The 12,038-nt window shown below is 74.7% G+C and carries 11 protein-coding genes; 6 read left to right on the forward strand and 5 right to left on the reverse strand.

What is annotated here, in order from left to right; translation table 11 throughout:
* Positions 1 to 3: 3 nt before the first annotated feature.
* Entirely contained in the window at positions 4 to 2,502 is a 2,499-nt protein-coding gene (locus AB0J86_RS37920) for a helicase-associated domain-containing protein (protein ID WP_363863462.1), read from the reverse strand.
* A gap of 94 nt (positions 2,503 to 2,596) precedes the next feature.
* On the opposite strand from AB0J86_RS37920, the gene AB0J86_RS37925 reads away from it, so the two are divergent.
* Both AB0J86_RS37925 and AB0J86_RS37930 read left to right on the forward strand, forming a co-directional pair.
* Complete coding sequence (locus tag AB0J86_RS37925) at positions 2,597 to 3,214, forward strand: HAD family hydrolase (protein WP_363863465.1); 618 nt, start codon at positions 2,597 to 2,599, stop codon at positions 3,212 to 3,214.
* 34 nt (positions 3,215 to 3,248) lie between these two features.
* Positions 3,249 to 3,635 (forward strand): cold shock domain-containing protein, encoded by a 387-nt coding sequence (locus AB0J86_RS37930; RefSeq protein WP_363863468.1) that lies wholly within the window; start codon positions 3,249 to 3,251, stop codon positions 3,633 to 3,635.
* A 9-nt stretch (positions 3,636 to 3,644) separates the two neighbouring features.
* On the opposite strand, the gene AB0J86_RS37935 is transcribed toward AB0J86_RS37930, so the two are convergent.
* From AB0J86_RS37935 to AB0J86_RS37945, 3 genes are all read right to left on the reverse strand, one after another.
* Positions 3,645 to 4,472, reverse strand: a complete 828-nt coding sequence (locus tag AB0J86_RS37935; protein WP_363863471.1) for a 1,4-dihydroxy-6-naphthoate synthase — start codon at positions 4,470 to 4,472, stop codon at positions 3,645 to 3,647.
* A 138-nt stretch (positions 4,473 to 4,610) separates the two neighbouring features.
* A complete protein-coding gene (locus AB0J86_RS37940) occupies positions 4,611 to 5,267 on the reverse strand; it encodes a futalosine hydrolase (protein ID WP_363863474.1) in 657 nt (218 codons plus the stop codon).
* Positions 5,264 to 7,027, reverse strand: a complete 1,764-nt coding sequence (locus AB0J86_RS37945) for an MFS transporter (RefSeq protein ID WP_363863477.1) — start codon at positions 7,025 to 7,027, stop codon at positions 5,264 to 5,266. The genes AB0J86_RS37940 and AB0J86_RS37945 overlap by 4 nt, the downstream gene beginning before the upstream one ends.
* Positions 7,028 to 7,278: 251 nt before the next feature.
* On the opposite strand from AB0J86_RS37945, the gene AB0J86_RS37950 reads away from it, so the two are divergent.
* Positions 7,279 to 8,118 (forward strand): DUF3027 domain-containing protein, encoded by an 840-nt coding sequence (locus tag AB0J86_RS37950; RefSeq protein ID WP_363863480.1) that lies wholly within the window; start codon positions 7,279 to 7,281, stop codon positions 8,116 to 8,118.
* Between the two features lie 49 nt (positions 8,119 to 8,167).
* Here the strand turns inward: AB0J86_RS37950 and AB0J86_RS37955 are convergent, their stop codons facing one another.
* Positions 8,168 to 8,473, reverse strand: a complete 306-nt coding sequence (locus AB0J86_RS37955) for a DUF2530 domain-containing protein (protein WP_363863483.1) — start codon at positions 8,471 to 8,473, stop codon at positions 8,168 to 8,170.
* Between the two features lie 89 nt (positions 8,474 to 8,562).
* Between AB0J86_RS37955 and AB0J86_RS37960 the strand changes: the two genes are divergently transcribed.
* From AB0J86_RS37960 to AB0J86_RS37970, 3 genes are all read left to right on the forward strand, one after another.
* Complete coding sequence (locus AB0J86_RS37960) at positions 8,563 to 10,041, forward strand: NCS2 family permease (RefSeq protein ID WP_363863486.1); 1,479 nt, start codon at positions 8,563 to 8,565, stop codon at positions 10,039 to 10,041.
* A gap of 64 nt (positions 10,042 to 10,105) precedes the next feature.
* A complete protein-coding gene (locus tag AB0J86_RS37965) occupies positions 10,106 to 10,555 on the forward strand; it encodes a MarR family transcriptional regulator (RefSeq protein WP_363863489.1) in 450 nt (149 codons plus the stop codon).
* A gap of 72 nt (positions 10,556 to 10,627) precedes the next feature.
* On the forward strand, positions 10,628 to 11,932 hold the full coding sequence (locus AB0J86_RS37970) for an MFS transporter (RefSeq protein ID WP_363863492.1): 1,305 nt from the start codon (positions 10,628 to 10,630) through the stop codon (positions 11,930 to 11,932).
* Positions 11,933 to 12,038 lie beyond the last annotated feature (106 nt).

The raw sequence follows: 12,038 nt of genomic DNA on the forward strand, positions 1-12,038 counted from the left end.
GCGCTACTCGTCCAGCACCGCGGCGGTGATCCGGTGCAGCGCGAACGTGTGCAGCATGTCCGTGCGCTCGTCCTCGGCGCGCAGGTAGCCCGCGCCCATCGACACCGGGCGGACCAGCCGGGACGCGGTCGCCCCGTGTGCGTCGACGTAACCGACCCAGACCAGCGCCTTGTCCCGTACCGCCTGCTGGAGCACCGCGAGCGCCTGGGTGTGCGCGAGCGCCTGGGCGGTACCGGCGCCGTCCCGGCCGCCCGCGGCGCGCACCGTCGCGGGCGCCCGCTGGGCCGCCCGGGCCGCCGCGTCGCCCCGGCGGACCTGCTCGACGATGCCGAGCAGCCGCGGCCGGGTCAGCCGGGGCGGGGCCAGCGGGTCGGTGACCCGGTTGGCCACCGAGGCGCGGGCCGGCGCCCGCCGGGCCTTCGGCCGGGTCAGCACGGCCGCGCCGCTGGCGTCCTCCGCCACCGGCGCGTACCCCGCCTCGCGCAACGCGTTCAACATCCGTCCCACCTGGAACGGCGTGACCAGCACGGTCGGCGCCAGCCGCCGCAGCGAGAGCGGTTCGAGCCGCCGGTCGGCGAGCACCTCGGTCAGCAGTGCCTCGTCGTCGCTGCGCAGGTACGCCCCGGCCGAGCCGACCCGCAGGCCGCCGTGCCGCCGGGCCACGTCGTCGATCAGGTACCGCAGCCCCTGCGGCACCGGGGTGCGGGAGCGCCGCTGGAAGAGGGCGTGCAGGTCGTCGGCGGCGTAGCCGGCGTCCAACGCCCGCCGGACGCTGGTCTCGGTGACCCGGTGCACGCTCGCGGCGCCCGCCGACTCCGGCTCGGCCACCGCCTCCAGCTCGGCCGCCAGCGTCGGGTCCGGCGGGCCGGGCACCACCACGGTCAGGTCGGCCTGCACCAGGAAGTGGTCGACCGGCGCCGGAAGCAGCGCGTCCAGCGCCCGTACCGCCGTGGAGGGCTCGTCCGCGCCCGCGCCGGCCTGCGGGCGCAGCCCCAGCGGATCCTCGGCCGCGGTCCGCCCGTCGGCCGGCTCGTCGGCCAGCAGCAGCCGCCCGTACGAGGTGAGCGCGCCGAGCCCGGTCACGCCCAGCAGCGCCGCCTCGGTGAGCGCCTCCCGGTGCGCCGCCTCGCGTCCCTTGCTGCGCCGGGGCGCGTGCCAGGCGAGCAGTCCGAGCAGCTCCTCCGGGTCGGGTGCCGCCCCGGGTTCCAGCTCGGCGAGGACGCCGAGCACGGCCCGCCGCGCGGCGGTGGCGCCGATCCGCTCCACCTCGGCGGAGAGGACGGCGATCGGGCGGTCCCGGTCGTCGCGCTGCCCGACCAGGCCGGCCTGCCGACTCATGGTCAGCCACGCGCGGGCCAGGTGGTCCCAGCGCTGGGCCAGCGAGGCGCTTCGCCAGACCTCGTACGCCGTGGTCGGCAGCACCTGCTGGTCGGCGCCGGCCCGGGTGGTGGTCGACCCGCTCAACTCCAGCTCGCCGATCAGGCCGGCCGCGTACGCCACCTCCAGCAGCAGCGCGCCGGTCGGCTCGTCCACGCCCGTGGCCCGGGCCAGGCGGCGCAGGTCGCGCACCCCGACCCCGCCCGCGCGCAGCACCGGCGCCGGCTCGGCGGCGAGGTTCTCCAGCAGCGCCTCGGTGTGCCGTACCGCCTCCATCGCCTGGCCGGTGCCGGCCGAGTCGACCGCCTTCGGCTCGCGGGACTGCGCGCCCAGCGCCGGCGGGCGCGGGCGGACCGAACCCAGCGGCCCGGTGTCCCGCCGCAGCAGCAGCCCCACCTCGCGGGGCAGCTCCACGGCCGCCCCGCCGGGCGAGGAGGGCGCGTCCGAGATCGGCACCAGCAGCGCGTGCTCGACCAGCCAGCGGACCATCGCGGCGCTGCCGGCGCCGCCCTGGTCGGCGCCGAGCCCGCCGTCCGGACCGGGCGCGGGCGGCTGCCCGCGCAGCGCGCCGGGCGGGAGCGTACCCACCGGCGGGCCGGCGGCGAGCCGGTCGAGGATCGCCCGCGCCTGCGGCGGCGCGGAGAGCAGGGTACGGCGCAGCCGGGCCGGATCGGCCACCAGCTCGGCCGCGGCGTCGTCCAGTTCGGCGGCGGGCCGGCCCAGACCGGCCGGGTACGCCGGGCACACCTCGTCCACGCTCGGCACCACCCGCAGCGCCGTCTCCGGGCCGTAGAGCAGGAACAGCGCGCGCAGCCGGTCCACCGCGGCGCGTACCGCGGCCGGCTCGACGCCCTGCGCCGGCACCGCCGCCACCGCCAGTACGGCGGCGACCGAGGTCAGGTCATCGTCCGGGTCCCGGGTCAGCCGGGCCGCGTCCAGGATCTGCAGGGTGAACTGGTCCAGCCCGTCGAGCGCCCGGGCGACCGAGACCCGCGACTGGGCGCGGGCGGCCAGCGCGGACAGGTCGGCCGGTACGGGCACGACGAGGTCCGGCCGGAGCTGGAAGAGCGCCGCCAGCGCGTCGTCGGGCAGCGTCCTCAGGTGGTCGGCGAGTGAGGTGGTCATCGTCGTTCCACGCTATCCGGCCGGGAGCCGGTCCCGCGCCTCGGACGGTGGTCGAGATGGCCGCGACCAAATGGCCCATGTCACGATCGTCGACATGACCTCCCCCGCTGTCGGCTTCGACCTCGACATGACCCTCATCGACTCCCGTCCCGGCATCGCGGCGGCGTACCGGGCGCTGACCGAGCGGACCGGGGTCTACGTGGACGCGGACGCGGCCGTGTCGCGGCTGGGCCCACCGCTGCGGCAGGAGCTGGGGCTGTGGTTCCCGCCGGAGGGGGTGGAGGCGGCGGTCGAGACGTACCGGGCGCTCTACCCCTCGTACGCGATCACGCCGTCGCTGCCGCTGCCCGGCGCCCTCGACGCGATCGCCGCGGTCCGCCGGGCCGGGCTGCGGGCGGTGGTGGTGACCTCCAAGCTCGGCCGGCTCGCCCGGTTGCACCTGGAGCACGTGGGGCTGGTGGTGGACGAGGTGGTCGGCGACCTGTTCGCGGAGGGCAAGGCGACCGCGCTGACCGAGCACGGGGCGGTGCTCTACGTCGGCGACCACGTCGCGGACATGACCGCCGCCCGCGTCGCCGGCGTTCCCGGCATCGGTGTGACGACCGGCCCATGCTCGGCGTCCGAACTGCTCACGGCCGGGGCGAAGCTCGTACTGGACGATCTGACCGGATTCCCTGCGGCGCTGAACCGGTCGATGCGGCTAGCCTTGTGACACCAGCAGTCTCACACGAAGCAGAGGTCTACAGGTGCCGACCGGGCGAGTGAAGTGGTACGACGCGGCCAAGGGGTACGGGTTCGTCACCAGTGACGAGGGTGGCGACGTGTTCCTGCCCAAGGGTGCGCTGCCCGCTGGCGTCACGGAGCTCAAGGGCGGCCAGCGGATCGAGTTCGGCGTGGTGGAGAGCCGCCGGGGCGCGCAGGCGCTCGGCGTGAAGCTGTTGGACGCCCCGCCCTCCGTGGCCGAGCTGCGTCGGCGGCCGGCCGAGGAACTGCACGGGCTGGTCGAAGACATGATCAAGGTGCTTGAGGCGAAGGTGCAGCCCGACCTGCGCCGGGGCCGCTTCCCGGACCGCAAGACCGCGCAGACGGTCGCGCAGCTGGTCCACGCGGTCGCCCGCGAGCTGGAGATCTGAGCCGGCCGGTCAGGCCCGGGCCGGCTCCGCCAGCGGCGGTACCGGCGGGGTCAGGCCGGCCCGGGCGGCGCGCCCCAGCAGGGCGTTGACCGCCCCGTAGCCGGCCTCGCCCAGCCGGTCGGTGAACTCGTTCACGTAGAGGCCGATGTGCTGGTCGACCACGGCCGGCTCCATCTCCTGGGCGTGCTCCAGCACGTACCCCCGGGTGGCGGCCGGATCGGCCCAGGCCCGGCGTACCGAGGCGCGGACCCATCCGGTGGCCTCGACCGGGTCGACCGCGCCCTTGCGGGCGAGGATCGCGCCGAGCGGGATCGGCAGGCCCGTGTCGCCCTCCCACCACTCGCCGAGGTCCACCAGCGCCGTCAGGCCGTGGCGCGGGTAGGTGAACCGCGCCTCGTGGATCACCAGTCCGGCGTCGTACCGCCCCGCGGCGACCCCGGGCATGATCTCGTGGAACGGCACGACCTCGATCCGGGCCGGCGGGCGCCGCGCCGACCAGAGCCGGAAGAGCAGGTACGCGGTGGTCCGCTCGCCCGGTACGGCGACGGTCGCGCCGCTCAGGTCGTCCCGGTCGCCCCGGGTGAGCACCAGCGGCCCGCAGCCCCGCCCGAGCGCGCCGCCGCAGGGCAGCAGCTCGTAGTCGTCGAGCAGCCAGGGCAGCGCCGCGTAGCTCACCTTGACCAGGTCGAACGCGCCGCGTTCGGCGGCGGTGTTGGTGACGTCCACGTCGGCGTAGGTCACCTCGACCGGCGGGGCGTCCGGGACCAGCCCGTGCACCAGGGCGTGGAAGACGAAAGTGTCGTTGGGGCAGGGCGAGAAAGCCAACGAGAGCGCCACGACCACACCGTAACCACGCCGCCGGAGGGGAGCGCGCACCGCCCCCGCCGATGGTGGCGGGCCTCGCCCCCGCGTCGGACCGTCGAGCGCGCGGGCGGTCGGCGGGCGGCCCGGGGATCGGCCCTCGGCCCGCGCCGGTCAGCCGAGGTTCGCGGCGGCGGCGGTGAGCGCGTCGAACGCCTCCCGGAGCCGCCACGCACCCCGGTCGCGCGGGCCGACGGGGTTGGAGACGGCGCGTACCTCGGCGAACGGCAGCTCGGCCTGGGCCGCGGCGACGGCGACGCCGTACCCCTCCATCGCCTCGGCCACCGCGTCCGGGAAGCGGGTCGCGAGGGTCTTCGCCGTCTCGGCGGTACCGGTGACCGTGCTCAGGGTGAGCACCGCGCCGGCCGTGGCGCGGGGCAGGGCGGTACGCAGCTGGGCCAGGAGCGACGGGTCCGCCGGGATCGCGGGCGGCGCGCCCAACTGCGCCAGCGGCATGCCGAGCTCCTCGATCGGGAGGAAGCCCTCGGGCGACTCGGCACCGAGGTCGGCGGCGACGCTGCGGGTGGCGAGCACGATCGTGCCCAGCGAGGCGCGCTCCGGGAAACCGCCGCCGACGCCCGCGCTGACCACCGCCCGGTACGGCCGTCCGGCGGCCTCGGCGAGCGCGATCAGGCGGGCGGTACCGGCGGCGGCGCTGGCCGGGCCGACCCCGACCGGCGCGACCGTGACCGGTACGTCCGGAACGAGACCGGCGCGGATCGCCTCCGCCTCGGCCGGTACGGCGGTGACGACCAACAGACCACTGCTCACGTGATGGGTCCCTGGGGTTCGGGGCGGGCCTCGTCGTCACCGGAACCGGTGCGCGGCGGTACCGCGGATGAGGGTCGGTAGATGTGGAATCCGGGCGGCGCGTCGTCGGGTGCCTTCTCGTGGGGTGGGGCCCACCGTCCCCGCTCGCGCGTGTCCTCGGGGGCGGGTGGGGCCCACCGTCCCCCGCGAATCCCGTCAGGCTTGATGTCTTCGCGTGGAACGGTGGGCCCCACCCGTGCCGTGGGCGGCGTCCGTTCGGCCCGGACGACCCGCTCCGGATTCGGTGCGACCGGCGCTGCGGCGTCGCCGCCTTGCCCGGATTCAGTGTTCTGGGTAGCGGCAGGTGGTTCGGGGTCGGGGGTGGCGCGGCCGAGCAGGCGGTCTTCGCGCAGCCGGCGCGCGAGCACCAGGGCCCGTACGGCGGCGAGCACGGCGAACCCGGCCACCGTGCCGACGCCGATCCGGCCGTCGACCGGGATCAGCCCGAGGCCGCCGCCGGCCACGAAGGCGAGCATGAGCACGGTCTCGGAGTGGGCGAAGGCGCTCGCCCGCTGCAGCTCGGAGACCCGCTCCTGGATCGCGGCGTCGACGGCGAGCTTGCTGATCCCGCTGATCGCGGCGGTGACCAGGGCGAGCAGGGCTACGGTCAGCAGCGAGAAGCGCAGCGTGGTGAGGATCGCCACGCCGGCCACGATGACCAGGCCGCTGGACTGGATGGCGGTGGGGCGCTGGATGCGCAGCCGGGTGCCGACCGCGGTGGCGAGGAAGGTGCCGGCCGCGAGCACGCCGCCGATCACACCGAGCGCGGCGCTGTCGGTGAGTCGCCGCCCGAGCACCTCGGTGGTCAGGTCGCCCGCCTTGATGGCGAAGGCGAAGAAGAGCAGCAGGAAGCCGTAGAGGGCGCGCAGCGCGGCGCTGCCGACCAGGGTGGAGACGACCAGCGCGCCGCCCGGCCCGCCCCGCAGGGCCCGCTCGCCCCGGCCACGGCGCAGGCCCAGCGCGCGGAACGGTCCGGGCATCGACTCCGGTGGCTCGGAATCCGCCCGGGGCGGCAGGCGCAGGGAGATCACCATGCCGACGAGGAAGATCACCGAGGCGACCCGCAGCGACCACTGCGGGCCGACCCAGAACGCCGCGAGCCCGAGCGGGGCCACCACCGCCCCGGCCACGGTGCCGTAGACGCTGGCCCGCGCCCCGGCCTGGGAGAGGTTCAGCCCCTCGGGCAGCAGCCTCGGTACGGCGGCCGAGCGGGCCACGCCGTACGCCCGGGAGAGCGCGAGCACCCCGAAGGCGGCGGGATAGAGCCCGAAGCCGTGCAGGTAGTCCGAGATCAGCCAGGCGAGGAAGGCGCGGCCGAGCATGGTCGCCGCGAGCGCGTACCGCCGGCCGTGCCGGAAGTGGTCGAGCAGCGGCCCGACCACCGGTGCGAGCAGCGCGAACGGCACCATGGTGACCAGCAGGTAGAGCGCGACCTTGCTGCGCGCCTCGCCCAGCGGCGCGTTGAAGAAGATCGTGCCGGCGAGCCCGATCGCGACCAGCGTGTCCCCGGCGCAGGAGACGGCGTGCAGGTCGAACAGGCGGATCATGCCGGCCTCGCCGGCGGCGCCCCGAGCCCGGGCCGAACCGGCCTGGCGGGTGATCCACCGCCCGCTCCGCAGGGACCCGCGGAAGAGCAGGCGGAGCAGCCGGACGAACATGCCGACCGCACGCCCCAGGGCAGACCGTCGGCCACGGCGGTCAGCGCGGGAGAAGAGCGGCATGGGGACCATCCTCGCCCATCCGGGCGACGTCTGTCCGGCCTCGGGCGCGATTCCCCCGCCCCCGCCCCGGACCTTCTCCGCGGGTCGCCCGCCGGATGGCGCCGACCGGTGCGGGTCGCCCGCCCGGGCCTCCCCACAGGCCGTGCGGGGTCGTGCGGGCGGGACGTCCGGGCTGCCGGGCCGCCGCGTGGGGCCTCGGGCGGACAGGTGTGGAAGTCGTACCGGGGTGTGGCTGCGGCCGGGCCACCCGGATGGGGAAGAATGGGAGAGTGACCAGGACCGCCGCCACTCGCGCCGCACGTCTCGACCAGGTCTGCGCCAACGCCGTGGACGTGGCCCGCGCCGGGATCACCGAGGTCGAGCCGACCGACGTCGGCGACCACCTCGCCGCGGTGGCGGAGGGGGACCGGCTCGTCACCCACCTCTTCGAATGCCGCCTCGCGGGCTACCGCGGCTGGCGCTGGGCGGTGACGGTGACCCGCGTGCCGCGCAGCCGGCACGTCACGGTCTGCGAGACCGTCCTGCTGCCCGGCCCGGACGCGCTGCTGGCGCCGGGCTGGCTGCCCTGGCAGGAGCGGCTGAAGCCGGGCGATCTCGGCCCGGGCGACCTGCTGCCGAGCCCGCCGGACGACGAGCGGCTGGCCCCGGGCTACCTGCAGTCGGACGATCCGGCGGTCGAGGAGACCGCCTGGGAGCTCGGCCTCGGCCGGGCCCGGGTGCTCTCCCGCGAGGGGCGTACCGAGGCGGCGCAGCGGTGGTACGACGGCGACCACGGCCCGGGCGCCCCGATCTCCGTGGCGGCCCCCGCCTCCGCCCGCTGCGGCACCTGCGGCTTCTACCTGCCGATCGCGGGCGCGCTGCGGCAGGCGTTCGGGGTCTGCGGCAACTTCTACGCCCCCGACGACGGCCGGGCGGTCAGCGCCGACCACGGCTGCGGCGCGCACTCGGAGACCCTGGTCGACTCGCCCGAGACGCCGGTCGACGAGCTGCCCACGGTCTACGACGACAGCGAGGTCGAGGCGGTGGCGGTCAGCCGGCCCGAGGGGTCGGTGACGGACGGCGAGCCGGCGGAGCCGTACGGACACGGCTGAGCCGCCCCGCGCGGACCCCGACCCGCGATCCCGGGCGGGTACGCCGGCGTCAGCGCGCCCGGTCCTGGCCGGCGGCGCTCTGCCGCCGATCCCCGGTCCCGCCCGGCCGGCCTCCGGCGGCCCGGCGGCGGCGCCGGTTGGCGTCGTGCCGGATCATGACCGCCAGGCCGACGAAGCCGGCGAGGAACCCGGAGAGGCAGATCCAGAGCCAGTTCTCGTGCCCGTTCGCCGCCAGCCAGTCCCGGAAGAAGAGCAGCAGCACCAGGCCCGCGACCGCCCACGCGACGATCCCGCCGACGGCGAACGGCACCATGGGCGGATCGAGCGGCTCGGGCCGCGGCGGTTCCTGCGACATGCAGGTCAGGGTACGGGATCAACTTCCGCTTCTCGCGACTGATCTGCGACGATGCGCGGAAGTTCGCGACCCCCCTCTGCGAGGACTTGATGGCTACAACCCCTGTCCGGACCGGCGGTACAGCCGCTCCGGTGACACCACGTAACGGTTTCGACCGCTTCTTCGAGATCTCGGCCCGCAACTCCACCCTCGGCCGGGAGCTGCGCGGTGGCCTGGCCACCTTCTTCACGATGGGTTACATCGTGGTGCTCAACCCGCTGATCCTCGGCAACGCCGTGGACGGCGACGGCAAGCGGCTGGCGATTCCCGCGCTCGCGGCCGCCACCGCTCTGGTGGCCGGCGTGATGACCCTGCTGATGGGGGTGGTCGCCCGGTTCCCGCTGGCGCTCGCCGCCGGCCTGGGCGTCAACGCGCTGGTGGCGTACGAGATCGCGCCGGAGATGACCTGGGCCGACGCGATGGGCCTGGTCCTGATCGAGGGCGTCATCATCGGGATCCTGGTGCTGACCGGGCTGCGCACCGCCGTCTTCCACGCGGTACCGACGCAGCTCAAGACGGCGATCGGGGTGGGCATCGGCCTGTTCCTGACGATCATCGGGCTGGTCGACGCCGGATTCGTCCGGCGCGTACCGGACGCCGCGAACACCACCGTGCCGGTCGGGCTGGGCATCAACGGGACGCTGGTCTCCTGGCCGGCGCTGGTCTTCGTGGCCGGGCTGCTGCTGACCGTCGTGCTGGTGGTGCGCCGGGTCCGGGGCGCCATCCTGATCGGCATCCTCGGCTCGACCGTGCTGGCGATCGTCGTCGAGGCGGTCGCGAACGTCGGACCGTCCGTGGTGAACGGGCAGCCGAACCCGCGGGGCTGGGCGCTGAACGTACCGGAGCTGCCGAAGACCGTGGTGGACGTGCCCGACCTCTCCCTGCTCGGCAACTTCAACGTCCTCGACTCGTGGAGCCGGGCGGGCGTCCTGGTGACGCTGATGTTCGTCTTCACCCTGCTGATCACCGACTTCTTCGACACCATGGGGACGATGGTCGCGGTCGGTCAGGAGGGCGGGCTGCTCGACGCGGACGGCACGCCGCCGCGTACCCGGGAGATCCTGCTGGTGGACTCGGTGGCTGCGGCGGCCGGCGGGGCCGCGAGCACGTCGAGCAACACGTCGTACATCGAGAGCGCGGCGGGCGTCGCGGAGGGTGCCCGTACGGGCGCGGCGAACCTGGTCACCGGCGGGCTGTTCCTGCTGGCGATGTTCCTCGCGCCGCTGGTCGAGGTGGTGCCCTTCGAGGCGGCCTCGACGGCGCTGGTGGTGGTCGGGTTCCTGATGATGACCGCGGTACGGACGATCGACTGGTCCGACTACGAGATCGCCATCCCGGCGTTCCTCACCATCGTGCTGATGCCGTTCACCTACTCGATCTCCAACGGGATCGGCGCCGGTGTGATCACGTTCGTGTTGATCAAGCTGGCGAAGGGGCGGGCGGGGCAGGTGCACCCCCTGCTGTACGGGGTGGCCGGGCTCTTCCTGCTCTACTTCCTGCGCGGGCCGATCGAATCGGTGATCTTCTAAACTCCCTCGTGATCGATGTCATAACGGTGGTCGTTAGCCTGGCTTATTAGCTAGGCTAACTATCGTGACGGAGCGGACGGTGATGGCGAAGCGCGTCTCAGCGGCGCAGCTGGCTAGCCAACTGCGTGACGCCATCACCCGGCTCAACCGACGGGTCCGGCAGGCCCGCCCGGTCGACGACCTCACGCTCACGCAGCTCTCCGCGCTCACCAGCCTGCGGCTGGCCGGCGCGTTGACCCCGCGCGAGCTCGCCGACACCGAACGGGTCCAGCCGCCGACGATGACCAAGACCGTCTCGAAGTTGGAGGAGCGCGGCCTCGTGCAGCGCACCCCCCACCCGACCGACGGTCGCCAGGTGATCCTCTCGATGACCGAGGCCGGCCGCGTGGTGCTCGCCCAGCTGGAGCGGACGCGCAACGAGTGGCTGGCCCGCCGGCTCGCCGAGTTGACCCCGGAGGAACGCGACACGCTGCTGCGCGCCGCGGAGATCCTGCAGAAGGTGGCTCGCGCCTGACCGGCGCGCAACTCACCGGGTCCGCTTCGTCCGCCGTGGATGACGCGTACGACCCGAGGAGGCGCACCCCGAGTGCGGGCAAAGCTGAGCACCATGTTCCAGTCCCTGCAGGTACGTAACTACCGGCTCTTCGCCATCGGTCAGCTGACCAAGCTGATCGGGGTATGGATGATGTTCACGGCACAGGACTGGCTCGTCCTCGACCTGTCGGGCGACCGGGCGAGCGCCCTGGGCATCGTCACCGCCCTGCAGTTCACCCCGGTGCTCCTGCTCACCCTCCTCTCCGGCCGGCTCGCCGACCGCTACGACAAGCGGGTCATCCTCTTCATCGCCAACGCCACCTGGGCGGTGCTCGCGCTCGGCATGAGCCTGCTGGTGGTCACCGGCGTGGTCCAGCTCTGGCACGTCTTCGTCTTCGCCGCGCTGCTCGGTACCGCCAACGCGGTGGAGACCCCGGTGCGCCAGTCGTTCGTCTCCGAACTCGTCGGTACGCCGCTGCTGCCCAACGCGCTGTCGCTCTCGGCGGCGACCTTCAACTCCGCCCGGATCATCGGCCCCGCCCTCGCCGGCGTCGCGATCGCCGCCTTCGACGTCGGCCCGGTCTTCCTGATCAGCGTCGTCGGCTCGCTCGCGCCGCTGGTCGGCGTGGTCCGCATGAACGGTGCCGAGCTGCACCGCGCCGCCCTGCCGCCCCTGCACGAGCGCGACTCGGCCCGGGTGGTCGACGGGCTGCGGTACGTCCGGCGCCGGTCGGACCTGATCCTGCCGATGGTGCTGATGTCGGTGATGGGGATGACGCTGTTCAACTTCCAGCTCACCCTCGCCGCGCTGGCCAAGACCGTGTTCCACACCGGCGCCGCGTCGTTCGGGCTCTTCACCACCGTGCTGGCCGTCGGCTCGCTGGGCGGGGCGCTGAGCGGCAGCGGCCGGCGCGCCCGTCCCTCGGTCTGGCTGGTCCTCGGTGCCGCGGTGGCCTGCTCGGTCTTCGGCACCCTGGTCGGCCTGGCGCCGACGTACTGGCTGGTGGTGCTCTTCCTGGTGCCGACCGGCTTCTTCACCGTCTTCTTCGCCCAGGCGGCCAACCAGCGGGTGCAGCTCGGCGTGGACGCCGCCTTCCGGGGCCGGGTCATGGCGCTGTGGGTGCTGGTCTTCCTCGGTACCAACCCGATCGGCGCCCCGGTCGTCGGCTGGGCCGCCCAGCACCTGGGCGCCGGCGCCAGCATCTGGCTCGGCGGGCTGATCTCGCTGGTCGCCTCGGTCGCCGCGCTGATCTGGCAGCTGCGGCGCGACGGGGTACGGCTCCGGCTCCGGCTCGCCCCGGTGCCCCGCGTCTACCTGGTGCCCGAGGACACCTACGTGGAAAGCCGCGCGGCCTGACGAACAGCGGAAAGGCGGCCCGCCCACCCCCTCGACGGGGTGGGGGGGGCGGCCGTCGACGAGATCCGCGGGGGGATCGGCCGGGTTAGCGCGCGCTGGTGCGACC

It is taken from the genome of Micromonospora sp. NPDC049559 (genome assembly GCF_040676675.1).
GTDB lineage: Bacteria > Actinomycetota > Actinomycetes > Mycobacteriales > Micromonosporaceae > JBFAPK01.

What these genes read in the sequence shown, in the direction of transcription:
- AB0J86_RS37950 (WP_363863480.1), top strand. Translation starts at nt 7,279, where the DNA reads ATGGGGAAGAATGGGAGAGTGACCAGGACCGCCGCCACTCGCGCCGCA.
- AB0J86_RS37955 (WP_363863483.1), bottom strand. Translation starts at nt 8,473, where the DNA reads ATGTCGCAGGAACCGCCGCGGCCCGAGCCGCTCGATCCGCCCATGGTG.
- AB0J86_RS37920 (WP_363863462.1), bottom strand. Translation starts at nt 2,502, where the DNA reads ATGACCACCTCACTCGCCGACCACCTGAGGACGCTGCCCGACGACGCG.
- AB0J86_RS37925 (WP_363863465.1), top strand. Translation starts at nt 2,597, where the DNA reads ATGACCTCCCCCGCTGTCGGCTTCGACCTCGACATGACCCTCATCGAC.
- AB0J86_RS37945 (WP_363863477.1), bottom strand. Translation starts at nt 7,027, where the DNA reads ATGCCGCTCTTCTCCCGCGCTGACCGCCGTGGCCGACGGTCTGCCCTG.
- AB0J86_RS37960 (WP_363863486.1), top strand. Translation starts at nt 8,563, where the DNA reads ATGGCTACAACCCCTGTCCGGACCGGCGGTACAGCCGCTCCGGTGACA.